Source organism: Candidatus Brocadiia bacterium, assembly GCA_041658285.1.
Classification (GTDB): domain Bacteria; phylum Planctomycetota; class MHYJ01; order JACQXL01; family JACQXL01; genus JBBAAP01.
Genome location: JBBAAP010000008.1, coordinates 1 through 19,273, shown reverse-complemented (window position 1 = coordinate 19,273; position 19,273 = coordinate 1). Strand labels below are relative to the sequence as shown.

General features: G+C 37.6%; 13 protein-coding genes. 8 read left to right on the top strand and 5 right to left on the bottom strand.

Annotation, left to right across the window (positions count from 1 at the left end; translation table 11 throughout):
- Window positions 1–2 precede the first annotated feature (2 nt).
- Window positions 3–1,724: a hypothetical protein gene (locus WC980_07895; GenBank protein MFA5794966.1), complete on the bottom strand. Its 1,722-nt coding sequence runs from the start codon at window positions 1,722–1,724 to the stop codon at window positions 3–5.
- Between the two features lie 117 nt (window positions 1,725–1,841).
- Between WC980_07895 and WC980_07890 the strand changes: the two genes are divergently transcribed.
- Window positions 1,842–2,450, top strand: coding sequence for a hypothetical protein (locus WC980_07890; GenBank protein MFA5794965.1), 609 nt, complete (start codon window positions 1,842–1,844; stop codon window positions 2,448–2,450).
- A gap of 1 nt (window position 2,451) precedes the next feature.
- The gene (locus tag WC980_07885; protein ID MFA5794964.1) at window positions 2,452–4,530 is read left to right on the top strand and encodes an ATP-binding protein; all 2,079 of its coding nucleotides are present in this window, start codon (window positions 2,452–2,454) and stop codon (window positions 4,528–4,530) included.
- A gap of 166 nt (window positions 4,531–4,696) precedes the next feature.
- Here the strand turns inward: WC980_07885 and WC980_07880 are convergent, their stop codons facing one another.
- Together WC980_07880 and WC980_07875 are read right to left on the bottom strand one after the other, a co-directional pair.
- Window positions 4,697–5,017: a hypothetical protein gene (locus WC980_07880; GenBank protein ID MFA5794963.1), complete on the bottom strand. Its 321-nt coding sequence runs from the start codon at window positions 5,015–5,017 to the stop codon at window positions 4,697–4,699.
- A 741-nt stretch (window positions 5,018–5,758) separates the two neighbouring features.
- Window positions 5,759–6,994 (bottom strand): hypothetical protein, encoded by a 1,236-nt coding sequence (locus tag WC980_07875; protein MFA5794962.1) that lies wholly within the window; start codon window positions 6,992–6,994, stop codon window positions 5,759–5,761.
- A 338-nt stretch (window positions 6,995–7,332) separates the two neighbouring features.
- Here WC980_07875 and WC980_07870 point away from each other — a divergent pair, with 338 nt between their 5' ends.
- Together WC980_07870 and WC980_07865 are read left to right on the top strand one after the other, a co-directional pair.
- Entirely contained in the window at window positions 7,333–8,622 is a 1,290-nt protein-coding gene (locus tag WC980_07870) for a hypothetical protein (protein MFA5794961.1), read from the top strand.
- 9 nt (window positions 8,623–8,631) lie between these two features.
- Window positions 8,632–9,912 carry an AAA family ATPase gene (locus WC980_07865; GenBank protein ID MFA5794960.1) on the top strand — a complete coding sequence of 427 codons (1,281 nt, stop codon included), beginning with the start codon at window positions 8,632–8,634 and terminating at the stop codon, window positions 9,910–9,912.
- A 20-nt stretch (window positions 9,913–9,932) separates the two neighbouring features.
- Here the strand turns inward: WC980_07865 and WC980_07860 are convergent, their stop codons facing one another.
- Window positions 9,933–10,502, bottom strand: a complete 570-nt coding sequence (locus WC980_07860) for a phospholipase D family protein (GenBank protein MFA5794959.1) — start codon at window positions 10,500–10,502, stop codon at window positions 9,933–9,935.
- A 198-nt stretch (window positions 10,503–10,700) separates the two neighbouring features.
- On the opposite strand from WC980_07860, the gene WC980_07855 reads away from it, so the two are divergent.
- From WC980_07855 to WC980_07840, 4 genes are read left to right on the top strand one after another with little or no spacing between them, the layout of a single operon-like run.
- On the top strand, window positions 10,701–13,643 hold the full coding sequence (locus WC980_07855; protein ID MFA5794958.1) for an SNF2-related protein: 2,943 nt from the start codon (window positions 10,701–10,703) through the stop codon (window positions 13,641–13,643).
- Between the two features lie 14 nt (window positions 13,644–13,657).
- Window positions 13,658–15,433: a site-specific DNA-methyltransferase gene (locus WC980_07850; protein MFA5794957.1), complete on the top strand. Its 1,776-nt coding sequence runs from the start codon at window positions 13,658–13,660 to the stop codon at window positions 15,431–15,433.
- 1 nt (window position 15,434) lies between these two features.
- The gene (locus WC980_07845) at window positions 15,435–18,263 is read left to right on the top strand and encodes a DEAD/DEAH box helicase family protein (protein ID MFA5794956.1); all 2,829 of its coding nucleotides are present in this window, start codon (window positions 15,435–15,437) and stop codon (window positions 18,261–18,263) included.
- Window positions 18,264–18,277: 14 nt separating this feature from the next.
- On the top strand, window positions 18,278–18,658 hold the full coding sequence (locus tag WC980_07840) for a response regulator (GenBank protein ID MFA5794955.1): 381 nt from the start codon (window positions 18,278–18,280) through the stop codon (window positions 18,656–18,658).
- Window positions 18,659–18,660: 2 nt separating this feature from the next.
- Here the strand turns inward: WC980_07840 and WC980_07835 are convergent.
- A partial coding sequence (locus WC980_07835) for a hypothetical protein (protein ID MFA5794954.1) occupies window positions 18,661–19,273 on the bottom strand: 613 nt, incomplete at its 5' end.

Genomic DNA, 19,273 nt, shown 5'->3' with positions numbered 1-19,273 from the left:
TGTTAATTATCTTTTGTTATTGAGTTGCCCGGTGTAAATACAGTGCTTACCGTTGGTGTTGAAGTATCACAAATACTGCATATATTCGAGGTTTCTTCATACCAAATTACCAGTCGCCTTGATTTATCTCCACCTATCAACTCGGAAATTCTATCATATATTTTCTTGGCATGTGTTGATGGAGCACTGCCGATATAAGCGACTGTAGCCGAGCTGTGATCTCCAGTAGTAGAAATAGGGATTAAATTGCAGTCGTAATTACACATCCCATTTTGAGGCGCATAACCTATTTGCGAATTATTAAAAAGGTCATAAATACATTTTGGAAATTTCGTGCTATCAATCAGAATTCTATTTATAAGTGCAGAAAAGCGTTCGTAAATATCTATGCGATGCTGTTGGGCAAGAGCATGAGGGTCCTGCACATACGTGATCCTTTTTATAATTTCATCATTTGCCACTTTGAAAAACTCTAATTCCTTAACATCGTGCCAATTTGTATGTTTTTTTTCGACACGCCCACAAGACAAAGCAACCAATCTTTCCTTATCTACAGGATTTAATGAGTTATTCGTTAATACTGGTAAGTTATAACCATTTTGTAAGCAAAAGTCTTTTACTCCATCACTTGGTTCAATTAGAATCCATTGGTCATTTGAAGTATCCCAAGCATAAGTTTCTAAAATTTCTGGCCCGGTTCTATTTACTGTTGGTGCTGCGGCGCTAATTTGCGATACTTTAGTATTTTTTAGATAATATGTTGCTTCATCACTGTTAAAATAATATGTATGGGTATATTTTGGCCCCCAAAAAGTATAATATAAACCATTCTTATGATTATTCCCTATCCTTTGATTAGTACAGTCTAATTGCGCTGATTTTGTATATAAGGCTGTTCCTCCAAAAGAGATCACATTACTATTAATCTTAGTTTGCTTTGCCCAATTTAAACAAATTAGCTCCCTATTATCAGCACTAGACCTAAAGAAAAATTGTCTATGTCTTTGAATATCATCATGCCTTGGATTCTCGTTCAATTGAATGTGAATTATAAGAAAAGGTGTATGTAACCGTCCCGTACCTTCGGTAAAATCACTATCTCTGAATTCTAATGTATCGGAGCAAATATATGTTAGCAGATGAGTAGAATCCACATTATTTCTGAGGATATATATTTTACTACCACAAATCATATTATCTCTTTCGATAGTATTTGCCATAGGTGTAGTCTTAAATTGAATTATCGCCACGTTTTTTATTGAATCATCGTTATCTTTTGTTCTAAAAAAATAAAAAACTGGATTAAGAAAATTACCGGGTTTATTGAATATATCTGATTCAAATAACCATTCAGCCGAATTTTGCGCTACTATATTCCGCAATTCATTTTTGGTAAGAGATTGACAGCCCAAAATCCAAAGTTTTCCTTCTTGAGGAAATTCATTATTTGTGATAATTTCATTGATTAGTTCTTTTGGGCAAGCATATTCAGGCATTATTGCTAAATCAACATTTTTACTTTTCGCAAGATTAATGAAATTCCTGCATTTTGCAAACATGTTTGATGTAGTAGAGCTATTAATACTATTTGGCGTAGCAAGTATTTCAGCTTTAGGCTGAAAAATAAGAGTATGATACAAAGTTGCATCTATTTTAAGGGCCGACAAAATAGGGTTTTTTAGCCTTTTTTCTTGGAGTAAACTATCAATTTCTAATAGTTCCATATTTTTTTCAATCTTATGTTCTCGCCCCATGTCTTTAGATATAATCTATTATTTTTAAAGATTTTATTCAAGATTATAGCATATTTTAACTACTGGTTCACAACGAAAGGTTTATTAATGCCATTTACTACTACAAAATTACAACAAAACAATAAAATGGACACGAACAATCCCAAAGAAAAAGAAAGCATTAAAGATACTACTGAGAAGTATGCTGAAAGTTATGCGACAAGCAAAACAGAGGCTTCTGATTTCCCTGAATCCGGAGATTTTGTAAGTAACTTGTTCAGAGATAAACTTGCTGAACAAAAGGAATTAATGAGCCAAGCCTTGTATCTGATAGATGAAAGGCAGATGCTTTTCAAAAGAAACCTTAAGGAGCTGGAAAACGCAATTACCAGAACTCATAACCTTGAGTTTTCTATTCCATCACCTCTAATGTATGAGCCTCCTTCACTTGATAGCTGGAAGAACAAGGTTACCCTGGAAAAAACAATTACTGATATTGAAACAAAGAAATCTGCTGAATATGTTCGCTCCTGGCAAGATATTGCGCAGTTGAAAAAAGACTTGTGGCCGGTTATTTCAGAATATGTCAGGACAAAGAAGAAATTGGAGATGATCGCAGGAGAAAACAGTCAAGATGAAATCTTCAACCCGCACAAGAAGGAACCGGAAAATCGTAAAGAAACCGTGATATATATCCTGCCGAGGAGAATACCTTAAAATGCCCACCAGAACAAATGACTCAGACATTAAAGAAATGCTATTGAAACTATTGCCTGTCTTAGGCAGAAAAGACATTGAACAATTATGGCTGACTTATTGCGTATCTGATGAAAAAGAAAAGGCTGAAATATCCCAAAGACTAAAACTTATGCTGGTACAGAACCTTGACCAGGGCGTTACCAATCAGACATCCTTATTTCTTCCTCCGAGTGAATTAGGCGCATCCGGTAAGTATCGGGTCGGAAACGTAATTTATGGAGGCAAAACACTTTATCCTTTCGGTCTTGAAGACAAGGAAATCTGCGAGCATATTTCCATTTGTGGCAGGACAGGCGCCGCGAAAACAACGGTGCTTTTTCACATATTGCTGGAGATGATGAAAAAGAACCCGGATGTTAAAATACTGGCATTTGATTGGAAAAGGGAATTGCGTTCCTTGCTAAATGAACCGTCTTTGGCAGGTAATGTAAGGGTATATACAGTCGGCAGGGATAATGTTTCTGGAATTAGTTTTAACCCGCTTATCCCTCCGCCAGGAGCGATCATCACTAACCATCTTGAGAATTTGCTCGATATAATATGCCGCTGCTTTTATGCCGGCGAAGGTGTTTACGACATCCTAACAAGAGCAATTGATGAATGTTACAGGGAATTTAAGGTTTATGAAGGCAAGGCTAAAAGGTACCCTACTTTTTTGGATGTCCATAATAAAATACAAAGCTATCAGCTTAAAGGAAGAGAGCATGAGTGGAAGAGTTCTGCATTAAGGATTACCAGGACGCTGGGCTTCGGCGAGTTTGGTAAAATCGTCAATATTCCTCAGCAATATCCATTGGAAGAATTGTTCAACCAGCATGTGATATTGGAGATGGATGCTCTGCCGATGGCGAAAAGAGTGTTCTTTGTAAGCAGCTTACTTTTGTGGCTTTATAATCATGCCTTGTCTAAAAGAAGTAATGAGCAGAATTATGACCAAAACCTCAACAGGATAGTGGTTATTGAAGAAGCTCATAACATCGCAACGAAACATGTCACCAGTACCAGAGAGTCAGTGGTTGAAATGCTAATAAGACAGGCAAGATTTCTTGGTCTCGGTTTGATACTGATAGACCAGACTCCAAGCCAGCTTTCACCAGTTGTTTTAGCAAATACTCATGTCCATATTAATCTTAACCAGAAAAATGGACCAGACATTAACACAGCCTCAAGCAATCTTTTGCTTGATGATAATCAAAAAAGGTGGCTATCCCAGCTCAAGGTGGGCGAGGCAATAATAAGGCTATCAGGCAGATACCTTTTGCCTTTTGTGATTAGGGTTGACCCTGTTAAAATCAAAGAAAAAATCGTAACTGATGAAGTTGTCAGCGAGCATATGAAGTTATTGCGGTTAAGTTATTCTACCGATTCGGCTGGCGAAACAGTAAATAATGGCAGCAATGGTGTTATTCGTAACGGGGCTAAGTATAAAGACAAATTAACAGAAAAAGAGATAGTATTATTCAAGGATATAATAGAGCATTCCTTTATAGGGATTGCCCAGAGATACAAAAATTTAGATATGACAGCGGAACAAGGTAACAAGACAAAATTGGGATTATTTAATAAAGGCGTGGTAGACGAAGAGAAGGTAAATACCGGTAAATCCCAGATTCTGTTATTAAGGCTAACTAAAGTTGGTGAAGAGATAGCTACTGAATTAGGATTTCCGGTTAGCCGAATAGATGGACAGGCCTCATTAGAACACGAGTATTGGAGAAACAGGGTTGCCCAATATTGCCGTAACTTTGGCTATCAGGTGAAGTTTGAAGTTCGTGTTAATGGTGACTCGGATATAGTTGCAGAAAAAGGTGATTTACGCATAGCGCTTGAAATAGAGACGGGCAAGAATGGCGTTAACGATGCCATAGATAACATACAGAAGAACCTCAAAGCAGGGTTTGAGCAAATCATATCCGTTGCCACTAATAAGGAGTTCTTTAGGGAATTGCAGAATAAGGTTAAGGAAACGGGACTGGGACCAAATGACCGGGTAAAGGTTGTGCTGTCTGATAAATTCGCAGAAAAGCCAGTTTCATAGGTCTTTAGGCTGGATTGTGTTCCTGCGGTTGGCTTTTGCTCGCGATGCCGCTTTTTTAATAAGCTCGCCTATTTCTTTACTTAGCGCTTGGGGGAAAGTATTGGATATTCTCATTCCAGTGGCTTTCTTTATTCTCTTTAGAACGATAAGAAGATTATTCACTTAACTAACCCCCTCTTAGCAGCTTGTTTGCTTTTGGCCCCAGTTTGCTGATTAAAGGTGAGTATTCTCTGAAAATTTTGGACATCTCTGGTTTTTGCTTCATAGCCTTAAGTTCGTTTAATAGTATAAAAAGATTAAGATATACGATAGAAAGCCTTGTAATGGCTTCCGCCAGGCTTGCTTCGGCTTCTGCCCGGAAAAACCAGCTTGGATATGAATTGCACGATTTTTCCGCCTGCTTTAGCCGTTCGAAACCAATACAAAACTCAACTTCTTTTATTCCTGAAGCAAGCCTTTTTAACAAATCTTCCAATGTTATTTGCATGGTCTTAGCGTTCATCTTTTATTATAGATGGTCCTGTATAAATATTTTTCGTTTTTCTTTTTAGTCACGGCGATACTGCGAAAAACTATCGATAACCTCTATAGCGGCATATATGTCTCTTAACTGATCTATGATATGGCTCATTTTCTGGTTTATATCGCTGATCATGTTTGCTAAGCAAGCAATGTCCTTGTTGCGTTTTTTCTTGGTCCTGTGTTTCTTATAAGTTGCTGTCATTTTTGAGTGCGTTTTTCGAAATACCTTTTGAGGGTCGAAACCCATTCCGGAATCAGATCGTCAATGCTATCCCTTGAAGTGGTTATTTCATAACGGTTGGATCTCTCCTCATAAAGGTTTTTGGTGTCATCTGTCATTAGCCTTTGAAATTATCCAAGTATAAATAGTTTGTAAAGCAGTTGTAATACGGCTTAATCGTGAGAAGGAAAATATCTTGGCTTTCCCTTTGAATAGTCGCCGACAAGTTTTTCGTAAAGGCCCGCGATTATATCGCGAGTCTGATAAATAACCTTCATCTGGTTATCCGGAGTATAAAGAAGTTTGTCTAGCGTGAATTGTGAAAGATTTGTCTGTCTTTCATACTTCATTCTATCAATAATCTTTTCTTTTTGCTCTCTCGTGAGTCTCACATTCAAGCTGGTGTTTTTAGGCATTTTGGTGTTACTTTAAAGGGACATCAATCGTATATAAAGTTTTCGTTTCAAAAAATAGCCGTTTACCAGTTTACAAGCTTTGTACTTTTCCGACTAATCCTAACTTTGCGATGGCATGGGCAATCATCTTTAAGGTTTCAGGGTTACCGGTTAACTCGTTAATCAGCTCGTCAGAAGATTCCCTTTTCTTTTCAAGCTCTTTCATTCTTTCTTTTAGCGTTACAAATTCTTTTTTAGAATCATCAAACCTTAGAAGCAATAACTTTTCTCTACCAGTTACTTGTTCAACTTCAGATCTTAGTTTTGATATTGTATCTTCATAGACTTTCTTTTTTGGTTTGTTTCTATCTATTGCCAAGAAATTGATATATCTATCAATCTCTTTTGAACTTGGTGAATGTCCTAATCGGGCATTTATTTCGTCCCTTGTCCATCCTTTGTTCAATAGATCACAGGCCATAGAACTTCTCAAGTCCTTCAGTGTAACATTCTCTCCATTTGGAAGACATTTTGCACCAAGTTTCTTCACTGCTTTATCTAAAAACTTCTTTGCATTTCTGACCTCAAAACCAAACAGATTATCATTCTCTTCTTTGTCTTTTAAGATTAAATCAAGATAATTAGCCGTCTCGACATAATTAGTAGGCTCGGTTCTTGCTTTTCTTTGCCTCTTTAATATTTCTTTTCTAAGATTGATATTGTACTCAATCGCTTTAGAGTCTGCGTTTATCTGCCTAACACAATCCTTTTTCCTTAATTTTAAAAGGCTATTGCAGTTCTCTCCTATATCCCAGCATAACCACATTAAAACCTTATGCTCGGGCATCTTAATCAAGTCAACTAATTTTCTGAATGTTTCCTCTGTGATATACCTAACATCTCCCTTTGAAGTAGGGGTATAGAACTCCATAACTTCATTAACAAATTCGGATTTACCCGCCATCTCGAATGGCTTGGATCTAAAAATCAAGTTGTAATAAGTTCTTTTATCTTTTAGAGGTTTGTTGCCTCTTTTTGTTTTAATCTTTCCATCCTCTAAGTCATCATAAACTTTCTTGATGTCTTCTTTTGTAAGTTTTACCCATGCCTTGCCCTTGAACCATCTATCAACGACCCTAAACCTTGAGACATAAGATAAACAAGTCTTGTAAGAATTATCATCCAACTTGTTAATTCCGTTTCTTCTCTTTAATTTGTATTCTTCATAATCCAAAAACTTCTTGAACAAGTCTCGATTTTCTTTGCATATCGTTTTATCAATTAGAAGTTTTTCTCTTGCATTAGTATACATCCTCTCATAATCCATAGAACTCATAGGCAAGGCTGTTATTTAAGTCTTTCTACTATACACCAATCGGTAGCATGATCCCACTGGGATTTGACCCATTTGGTGTCTATTTTAGGTGACTTAAAGCCGCAAAAGAAGCCAATAAACTACAACCGCCAATGATATTTTACCCTTACAACCTTTGCTGCGGTCTTGAGGTTTTAAGGGTTCTAATCGAGAATAGTTATTTGTCTTTTAAAATGTTGCTTTGAGGGCTAATCATTCGACGCCTCACCCGGACAGGGCAGGAAAAGTTTGACTCACGATGGGAATTGTATTGCAAATGTAATACATGCACTTTAACCTTTATTTACTCGATGAAGAAACCTAACGCTGTTCCTAGCAAAGGAAATATGTGGATTTCTGGCTGTATCATTAGAGGAATATCAAAAGGTTCGTGGTTCTCGCGAAAGATGAACCTTTATATCGCCTTTCTCTATCAATTTCAAACGCAGTTTTTAACCTTGATTTTTGAGACGTTTCCGTGTAGAATCTTAATGAAAAATAAGGTTCTGAAAAAATCGGGCTTTATCGAACACGATCCGCAGATAAATATTAAATTTATGAGAATGAAAAATTATTATGGCAAGTTTTTTGAGATTCCTCACGTTGTTCTTTTGGGCGCGGGCGCTAGTAAAGCATCTTTCCCAAAAGGGGACAAGAATGGGAAAATTTTACCTTTGATGAAGGATATTATCACGACGATAGGATTATCCGATCTGCTAAAAGAGTTGCCTATTACTGACGAGGAATATAACGATTTTGAGCTTTTGTATTCTAACTTATCAAAAAGAGCAAGCAACAAAGAGTTAATGCGGAAAATTGAAGAAAGAATTTATAACTATTTTAGTGATTTAGAAATTCCTTACGAAGCCACGATCTATGACAAATTAATATTATCATTAAGAGAAAAAGATATAATTGCAACCTTTAATTGGGATCCTTTATTGTTGCTTGCTTATAGACGATGTGGTGAGCTTTTAGAAAAGACCTTTGCCCTCAAACCGCCAGTCCTATCTTTTCTACACGGTAATGTAGGCATAGGAATTTGCCGGAAGCACAAAAAAGCAGGATTGATACAAAAAGGTTGCAAAGAATGCGAAAAAGCATTCGAGCCTGTACCGTTATTATACCCAATTATCTGTAAGAATTATTCAGATAATCCCTTTATTAAGGACGAGTGGATAAGATTACAGCATTATCTTGAAAACACTTATTTCCTTACTATCTTTGGTTACGGTGCACCAACAACAGATATTGATGCAATGAGCCTAATGCATGAGGGCTGGAAGAAGAACCCAAGAATAGAATTGGTTGAGGTAGAAATTATTGATGTCAAAGATGAAAGCAAACTCAAAGAAAATTGGGATAAATTTATTATTTCGCACCACTATCGCACTCTAAAAATATTTGAAAGAAGCTATATATATAGACATCCACGAAGATCCATCGAAGCGTTTTTTGATTGTTTTATGCAGTGCGAGCCTTGGCGTGAAAATCCCTTGCCTAAAACTAACGACTTAAATGAATTAATTGATTGGCTACATCCGTTATTTGAACAAGAGGCAAATAATAATTTTATACCTAATTGGAATATCGAAAATTGAACTAATTATATGATACAAGAAAACGCATTAAAAAGAATCACTAATTTTTATCTTACTTCGCATGATTTCAATGGAATACCTGTATGGTCTTTGCGCGAAGACTTAAACATCAGTGAATTAGAGTTGGTGAAGATATTGATCAACCTTATTACGGATAATAAAATTTCGGTCGTTTTTGGTAACATTTGTACGAATCCACATATCAAATCATTCCCCGACCTTGAGCCACAAAAACAAATCGAAAAAATAAAACAGGAAGGACTTCAACAAGACTGTATTTATCCGTCAAAATTAATGATAGAGCAAGCAACGAATGTTGAAGAATATAATGATCGCCCTTTTACCAGACGGTTACTCCTTGGTGCGGGCCAATTAGAACCCGTATTCTTCGATCTTGGCGTTTTAGAAAGATATTTTTCAGATCCACGGTATAGCTTTGAATTTTATGATTTTTGGGGGAAAGCTTGCATAGCATCAAAATTTTATGATTCGACTGATATTGATAAGAAGGATAAAATTGGGTTGCAGACATTTGGTCTTGGTTATGATGAAAATAGAGTAAGGGTTGTGATTGTTTTCCTGAGATACCTTAATGATCTTTCTCCGGAGCATCAACAGTTCTGGAGTACATGTATTGTATCGCGCAAATGCAAAATGGTTGATTATTACTATAATAGTAGTTTTTTGGCACAATTCCCCGAACATATTTCTATTTATTCCGCATTTTTGGAAGAGCAGGTTGTAATAAATGATTTAGCTAGTTTAATCGGCAAGCCACCCTTTTTTAAAAACACGTACAAGGAAAATCATTTAAAGGAATTTTCATTTTTCCTCAGGCCAACCCTTAAGAATTATAACTCGTTTGTTCACTTGTTAGATAAATTGATTTCTGAAAACATCAACAAGGATTTTTTTAAAGGGGTTATTCAATTAGAAGAGAGGATAGATAGGGGCAATGGTGAATTTGAAATCCGACAAAAGAATACTTTGTCTCTATTGGAGGAGTGGCTAAGCACAATCATTGTGTATCCGAATGAGTCTGCCAAGCAACAGGAAATTTTAGAGTTTATATCTCCACTTAAAGAAGTAAGGAAACTCAGGCAAAAACCAGCACATTTGATTAATGAAGACAGCTATGACGGTAAATATGATAATTTACAAAGAGAATTGATACATAAAGCGTACGGATCAATACGGATGATTAGATTGCTATTTGCTAAACATCCGAAGGCAAAAGCTTATGACAAAATATCAACCTTATTGTTAGAGGGTAAAATAAGAAATTATTAATCGCAAATATTTTTCATTACCTAGTACTTTTCGGCATGTGCCCTATGTTTTAGATAGTTTTCTTCGTATTCTCTCACTAAATCTGCTCTGTTCTTTATTATCAGTAAATTCTCAGCGTTCTTCTCCTCGGCCCCTTTTGTAAAATTAAAGCTCCCAGTAATTATAACTTTACTATCAAGTATCATTATCTTGTTATGGGCAATGGCGTGCTTGGTGTCAATAAACGTAGGAATTCCTGCCTTAGCCACATCACTTACCTTAGAATACCGTTCTGAGCGTTGGCTCCTATCCAAAACGATCTCGACATCAACCCCACGCTTATAAGCATTTATTAAAGCTTGTGCTATCGGGTCTGAAGTGAATGAATACGCCTGGACACGGATAGTCTTTTGAGCAGACTTTATCTCGTCAACTATGGCTTTAGTACACCCACCATTGGGCGAGAAATAAACATTTATTTTGGGGTTAACAGAACTGCTGTTTTCAACGACAGTAGTGGGATTAGAATTAACTGATTGTTGATTGAGGTACCAGAGGCCAATACCCCCGAGGATAATGATAAAAACAAGAATTGTTAAAAGTTTTTTCATAGTATATTCTTTCTTCGTTTGCGTTTGAATAGTACATAAAATTTAATAACCTGTAAATATTAACATTAATGTATCTTAAGACATTATTTTAACCATGACAAAGAATAAAAAGTTACTATTCCTTTGATTTTAATCTGAATTTTGGGTAGTATTTCATTCTAATTCCAGTATTCAGGAAATGTTAAGATTTTACAGCATATGGTTACGGCTTATCATGCAAAATATTTTGCTTACGAATTAACAAAACGATGCGCTTCGGATAGTTTGGAGAAGCTTTCTGCTACGCTTTCTAATGCCCAAGTTGACCTTAATCCGCACCAAATTGAAGCTGCGCTTTTCGCCTTCCGCTCGCCGCTTTCCAGAGGGGCGATTCTGGCGGATGAAGTTGGCCTCGGGAAAACTATCGAAGCTGGTCTGGTCCTGTCCCAAAAATGGGCGGAAAGAAAAAGAAAGATTCTCCTTATCGTTCCTTCCAGTTTGCGCAAGCAATGGAATGCTGAGCTTCAGGAGAAATTCTTCCTGCCCTCAATCATTCTGGAAACAAAGTCATTCAATCAATACATAAAGGATGGTAACCTCAATCCTTTTAATCAAGAGGATGTAATAGTCATTAGTTCATACCATTTTGCTCGTGCCAAATCTGAATACATCAAGCAGACCAAATGGGATTTAGCCGTGATTGATGAAGCCCACCATCTCCGCAATGTTTATAAATCGAGCAACAAAATAGCCAAGGAGATAAAAAGCGCCCTGAGTGAAATCCCCAAGATTTTATTAACGGCCACTCCTCTTCAAAACTCTTTGCTTGAATTATATGGACTAGTTAGCTTTATTGACGACCATGTCTTCGGCGATGTGAAAAGTTTTAAAACAAATTACGGCCGTGTTTCCCGTGAACAAGATGTTTACGAAAATGAAAACGGGCTGATTGAGCCGAAGCAGGAGATGTTCGCGGAGCTACGAGACCGTCTTAAACCACTATGCACTCGCACCTTGCGGCGGCAAGTTCTGGAGTATATTAATTTTACAAATCGTATTGCACTTACCGAAGATTATATACCAACAGAGCAGGAAATCGAACTATATGATGGCATGTCCGAGTATCTACAGCGGAGGAAATTGTATGCGCTCCCGGCCAGCCAGCGCCAGCTAATATCGCTTGTTTTGCGCAAGCTTCTCGCCTCTTCATCATTTGCCATCGCCAGCACGCTCAATGGCTTGGCGTATAAAATAACAAAGCTTCTTGATGACGCCCACAAGCAAATAACTGAAAAGGAAACAGGTATTGAAGGACTTGAGCAGAATTTTGAAAATTATGATGAGTTGGCTGATGAATGGAGTGATGATGAGGGTGACGATGAGCCAGGCGAAGGTAAGCAGAAGATAGTTTATACCGAAGCAGACATAGTTTTAATGGAACAAGAAAAAGGCGACTTGGAGAAGTATCGTGACTTAGCCAAAGCTATTTGGACAAACTCCAAAGGGGATGCCTTGCTTATTGCCCTTAAAAAAGGCTTTGAAATGACAGCCAAGCTTGGTGCTCAAAGGAAAGCCATTATTTTTACTGAGTCCACAATTACCCAGAACTATCTTATGAAGTTGCTATCAGAGAATGGCTATATGGGCAAAATTGTGCTTTTCAATGGCTCGAACAATGATGAAAAATCAAAGGAAATTTATCAAAGGTGGTTAGGAAAAAATAAATACACAGATAAGAGCACCGGCTCAAAAACCGCTGATTTGCGCGCTGCCCTGATAGAGTATTTCAAAAACGAAGCCGATATTATGATTGCCACTGAAGCTGGCGCTGAGGGTGTTAATTTGCAATTCTGTTCGCTGCTAATAAATTATGATTTGCCCTGGAATCCACAAAGAATAGAACAGCGCATCGGCCGCTGTCACCGCTACGGCCAGAAACACGATGTGGTGGTCATCAATTTTGTCAACCGCAAAAATGCGGCGGACCAGCGCGTCTATGAGCTTCTGGACCAGAAATTTAATCTATTTAAGGGCGTATTTGGAGCCAGCGATGAAGTGTTGGGTGCTATTGGTTCCGGCGTCGATTTCGAGAAGCGGGTCGCTGATATTTACCAGACCTGTCGGACAACGGAAGAAATTAATAATGCTTTTGATAGACTCCAGGCAGAAATGGACGAAAATATTCAGAGCAATTTATCAAATACGAGGCAGAAGCTCCTGGAAAACTTTGATACCGAAGTGCATGAAAAGCTCAGAGTTAATGAAAAGGAAAGCAGGTTATATCTGGATACCTACGAACGCTGGCTTTGGGAAGTATCCCGTTACTATTTAGGCAATAACGCTGACTTTGCAGAGCATGAATATTCCTTTATGCTCAAAAGCAATCCTTTTCCCGGCGAGCATATTGACGCTGGTCCCTATAAAATTGGCAAAAATATTGAGGATGCCCATATCTTTCGCCCCGGACATCCTTTGGCACAAATGATTTTGGATGAAGTAAAGAAGAAGACTTTGGGTGTCTCGGAAGTGGTTTTTAACTATTCAAATAACCCGACCATTATCTCGGTGCTAAAACCACTGGTGGGCAAAAGCGGCGTGATGAAAGTCAGCAATTATACGGTAGAGGCCTTGGAGGCGGAAGACCATGTAATTATTTCTGCCCTGGATGACAAAGGTGAATTAATAGTGCAGGATATCGCTAAAAAATGCTTCTCTTTGGCAGCTGAAACAAGTATAGTAAAAACCGCTATCTCCGAAGACAAGAAAAAGAAAATGGAAACATTGGAGCAACAAACAATTAACCTGATTTCGACTCAGAGCGCCGAGCGCAACAGTCAATTCTTTGAAAATGAGGTTGACAAGCTGGATAAATGGGCAGATGATATGAAAATAGCCCTGGAATTGGACTTGAAAAAACTTGATATTGATATTAAGACCGCCAAGACCAATGCCAAAAAGATTGTGGACTTGGCTGAAAAATTAAAAGCCCAGAGAGTAATTAAGGACCTGGAAAAGCAACGTAACGAAAAGCGCAGAAAACTCTTTGAATCGCAAGATGAGATGGATAGCCGAAAAGATAATTTGATTGCTAAGGTAGAGGCCCAGCTAATGCAGAATATCAGGATAGAAGAGCTTTTTACCATTAGCTGGAAAGTTATTTGAATAAAAAGGGAGTTATGAGTACTAACAAACAGAAACTTGAACTTAATTGGATTGGGAAGCAAAATCCCGAGTATGATATTGCCAATATTGAACCACGAATTTTAGAAGAACGAACGGATTTATCATATGGCGATAAAAAAACCGAGAATATAATTATTCACGGTGATAATCTACTAGCGCTAAAGGCACTCCTGCCTGAATATGAAGGTAAAATAAAATGTATCTATATTGACCCTCCATATAATACTGGCAATGCCTTTGAGTACTATGACGATAGTGTGGAGCATTCCACGTGGCTTTCGCTGATGAAGCCAAGGTTGGAATTGTTGAGGATGCTTTTGAGAAACGATGGAGTAATTTTTGTACAGATTGATGATGTAGAGCAAGCATATTTACGAGTGCTAATGGATGAGGTTTTTGGGAAAAATAATTATATAAATTCAATTTCAGTTAATACAAAAGTAAGCGCTGGTGCTAGTGGTGGTGGTGAAGACATAAGATTGAAAAAAAATATTGAATATATCTTAGTTTTTTGCAAGGAGATTAATGCATTCCAACCATTTGAGCCAGTATATAAAGAAACTGAGCTGATGGGTTATATAACTAAAATGAAAGATGACGGAAAAAGTTTTAAGTATACGTCGGTGCTTTATAAGATGAGAAACCTTGTTCCTTATAAAGTAATAAAAGATGGTAGTGGTGATGACATTGAAATATTTGCAGTAAATGAATACGAAATAAAGAGCGTGAAACAGATAGCTCAACTCGAAAATATTACCGAGAAAGAGGTTTACGTAAAGTATTTCGATAAAATAATGACAACAACAAATGCTCAAACCTCAATAAGAACAAGAGTTTGGAACGCCACAGATAGTGAAAACAATATGTTTTTAGCATCCTATACCCCAAGGTCTGGAAAAAATAAAAATAAAAAAATTGATATAATTTTTATGGGTAAACAAAAAGTTCTTGTTATTTGGCTTAAAGATACAGCAGAAATAATAAAGGGCAAAATATTCAAAAAAGAAAAATTTGGCACTTACTGGGATGGCTTTAGTTGGATTAATGTAACAAAAGAAGGCGACGTGTTATTTCCTAATGGAAAGAAACCCGAAGCATTAGTACAGAGGATATTTAAAATGTCTTCAAATGAAAATGATTTCGTGCTCGATTCTTTCCTTGGCTCCGGCACAACTGTAGCTGTGGCTCAGAAGATGGGACGTAAATATATTGGCATAGAAATGAGAGAACACGCTTATACGCATGTCCATAAACGCATGAAAGCGGTAATAGATGGCATGGACCAAGGCGGTATTAGTAAGGTAGTTAATTGGAAAGGTGGTGGTGGATTTAAGTTTTATGAATTGGCACCGAGTTTTGTAGTAATTGATGAATTTGGTAATCCTGTTATTGATAGCCATTACAATAATACTAAGCTCATTCGTGCAATGTGCAAACTCATGAATTATACCTTTTCGCCCAGTCCGAGTGACTACTGGAAGCACGGCAAGGGACAGGGCAATAACAGTATTTATGTAACAACACAAATGCTATCAGTTGCTATGGTTCAGCAGATAGTCAGCCATTTGGGCGTAACCGAAACGCTGCTTATTTGCCCGAAGAAATATGAACCCGGCTGTGAAAAGGTGGATGCGCGCATTATCATCAAAAAAATCCCGCAGGCAATTTTAAAAGCCTGCCAATTTGGCAAGAAAGAATATCTCTTGCCCATCAAAGAGCGAGCCATCGAAGAGATAGATGAAGAAGAATTAGCAGATGGTGAGGAATAACATGAATAAAACCCAAGCGTTGCAGTACATAATCAACAATATGTGTCTTAGGCTCCCTCAGGGGAAAAGCCTGGAACTTTTTGCTAACTATTTAGGATCGAATGTGGGCGAAAATGTCTTGGCACGAATGAAAAAAGAGACACGTGGTAATACTGATGCGATATTACTGGAAAGCAAAAAATATTTTAGCTCTATTCCCGAAGCACGGGGATTTGAAGAGTTTGAAAGAGTGTTCCCGGCGTACACTTTTGCGCTCGCCACCGGGGTAGGTAAAACCCGTCTAATGGGCGCATTCGTGGCTTACTTATATCTGGTTTATAACATCCAGCATTTCTTAATAGTTGCACCGAATTTGACTATTTATCGCAAGCTCTATGATGATTTTAGCAAAGCTAATAACCCCAAGTATGTTTTCAAAGGTATTCAAGAAATAAACATTAATACCGCTAAAGTCATTACGACGAAAAATTATGCTACTCAGCACGGGCAAACGCTTTTTGGTAATCAGATTGAGATAAATATTTTTAACATTCAGCAGTTTGCCCAGAAGGATATGACAAGTGAACGCGGCATTACTAAAGCATGGGAAACTGCCGGCGTATCGTATTTTGATTACCTTAAAGAACATGATGATTTAGTGGTAATGCTTGACGAAGCTCATCATTATCATGCTGATGCTGCGCTTGGTGCTCTAGACATTCTGGATCCGCTTTTTGGTTTAGAAATGACCGCAACGCCTTATATCGGTTCACAAGGCGCAGGAAAAAATGCGCGTCAAATCAGAATGAAAAATGTGTTGTATTCGTACAATCTTGGTGATGCCATTCGTGGGAAATTAGTCAAAGACCCTTGGGTAGGAACCGAAGCGGATGTAGATTTTAGCCAATTTGATTCTGATTCAATCGAAACAGATGCGCGCAAATTACAACTGGCGGCTTTTTTTCATGAGCGTGCTAAAAATGCACTGAGGGAGTATGCGCTGGAAAACAATAAGCCCCCGGTAAAGCCGGTAATGTTGGTAGTTGCAAAAAATATTGACCATTCTAATAAACTCCGTGCGCTTATTGATAGTGATGGTTTTCGCGGCGGAGAATTTAAAGGAAAAGTTATCGAGATAAATACACGATTACGAGGAGAAGAGTCTGACGAAAATATTGAAAAATTGATATCCCTAGAGCACCCTGATAATTCGGTGGAAATTGTTATCCATGTAAATATGCTTAAGGAAGGGTGGGATGTGACTAATGTGTATACCATCGCTCCTTTACGCGAAGCTGCTGCTGCAATTTTGACTGAGCAAACGATAGGCCGTGGTTTGCGCTTGCCTTATGGAGAGCGGACAGGAGTTCCTTTGGTAGATAGATTAGTGCTTGTTGCGCATGAGCAGTTTGCTAAAGTTGTGGCACTCGCTAAAGATTCGCCGCTTATTCAAGGACAGGTAGAGCAGGTTTCTAATCAACTAACGAAAGAAATAAAGGTTTTGACTGAAGTGCAACCATTTATTCTTGATGCTGTTAAAAATGAAATAACGCAAAATGAAGTGGTGATGCAAGAAATTGACGACAAAGCCAAGGAACTCGTTGCCAAGCTTCCGCAGATAGAAAGTATGGACGAGGTCGTAATGGCAAAAATTCTTGAAACGAAGAAAGAAGAAATAGTCGGTGATTTAACCAAAGAAACAATCGGGAATCTTACATTTTCTGGTTATCATGGACAGCAACCGAGCGCGCCAATAGAGCTAACTTTTGGGCCTGATACTTTATTTGGATCTTTTAGCGTTGAAGCGAAAGGAGAACTTTCTAAGATTGCGCAAAAGTCTGCAAGGACGATGGGAAAGAGAAATATCCCAATTCCGCGTCTAATACTTACTCCACATTTTGGTGAGCTTCTAATTGAACAGTTTGATTTAGATACAACTATATTACGAACATACACTAATGAGAGAGCAATTCTGGAAGAGCAGTTACAGAATAATCGTGAGAAGAATTTGTTTAACGAAGATGTTCCTGGACGCCGAATGACAGAAATAACAAGAGTGGCCAGTTTTGGTACACATACCAAACAAACCTCACAAAGCACTATTATTGCCGCACTTCTGGATTTTCCATTGGTTGATTATGACGATCCAACGCAAAAACTATTGCTTTTGAAGCTAGCTGAACAAGCGGTAACGCATTATAACAAAAAAGCTATCGATAAAGACAACTTAGTTTCAATTATAGAGAGTAATGCACGAGCAATCGCCGAAGATATTTATAAACAAATATTAGTACATAAAGAATTAAAATCTGATGGATACTTGGAGTCAGGTATTCGGGAACCAAAACCATATTTAGAAATATATAATATTTCTGAATCATTTGGAGAAAAACCGATTTCTCTTGAATCTCAAGTTGATACATTTAGTGCAAAATTTTTATACGGGGAATTTAAAAAAGCTTGTCATCCCAAGTATCGCTTTGACTCTTCTGATGAAGTTCGTTTGGCGTATCTTTTGGATTACGATGATTCAGTTGAAGATTGGTTGCGCCCTGCGCCAAAACAGTTCGAAGGATTATGGTGGCGTGACAAGGATGGGAATTATGATCATCGTTATGAGCCTGATTTTGTAGTTCAATTCAAGCAAGAGATAGTGATAATTGAAGTGAAACCAACTGATGAAATCAATACGTTGGATGTACAGGAAAAAAAGAAAACAGCTGAAAAATATTGTGAATTGGTTTCAAAGAATATCGGGAGTTATGGGATAGTAAAGCCGTGGAGATATGTGATTGTTGCAACGGAAAGAATAACTATAAGTTCGACAATTGCTGGTTTATTGGCAAAGTAGCGGAAACTAATAATATGGCTGACGAAAAACTTAAGATAATGGTTTTGGATGATGAAGCATCAATCGGGGATCTACTGAATAAGTTTTTAACTAAAAAGAATTATATGGTTACCGCTTTTACCAGTCCTAAGCAAGCATTGAAACATCTGAAAAACAATCCAGTTGATTTAATGATAACGGATATGAATATGCCTGAAATGAACGGATTGGATGTAACCAAGGCAGCCAAGACATCAAACCCAGATTTACCCATTATAATTATGAGTAGTAGCTGTCTTCAAGAAAGAAAGGATGAGATGGCTAAATTGGGCGTTTGTGATTATATCCAAAAACCTTTAAATCTGAATTATCTAGAAAGTAGAATCGCTTTAAATCAATCTGTTGATCATCGTTAAAACTATACGTTAGGATAGCCAGCCGGTACGTTTTCAAAATCTGTCCACTCAAACCAATGCTTTAAATCAAGAAATGCCGCCCATTTGTTAATCATTTGTATATCGCCTTCATAACTATCAGCATAGTTTTCTTCTGTTATCTTTGCCAATTCTTTTCCTTTACTGATATATCCAGAATTATTATACGGTCTGATAAAATTTGTTTCGACATGCAAGCCCAGTATCCTGAAAAAGGCATAATTCATTGTATTGCATGCGTCAAATACTTTTTTAGGAGTCATTTTGCTGACTTCATCAGATAGGCCTACCATAGCGTCCTTATGTTGTTTTTGAATTGATTGTAATTGATAGTGTCTCAGGTTTGGGTATGTGTCATATAGCCATTTTTCTATCATTATGTCAGGAGATAAATTAGTTAGTTGTTTAATTAACCCCTCATACCATAAATCAATTAGTTTGGGCATTTTTTCGGCAGAGAATATTTTAGAAAGCTTGTGTATGTCATCTTGTTCAACGTCAGCGCATTTGAGACAAAGGAATGAAGGGGAATAAGTTGCAGATATCAAGGAGTTTTGGGGGGAGAAAACTCCTTGAAAAATCGACTCGACTCCGATA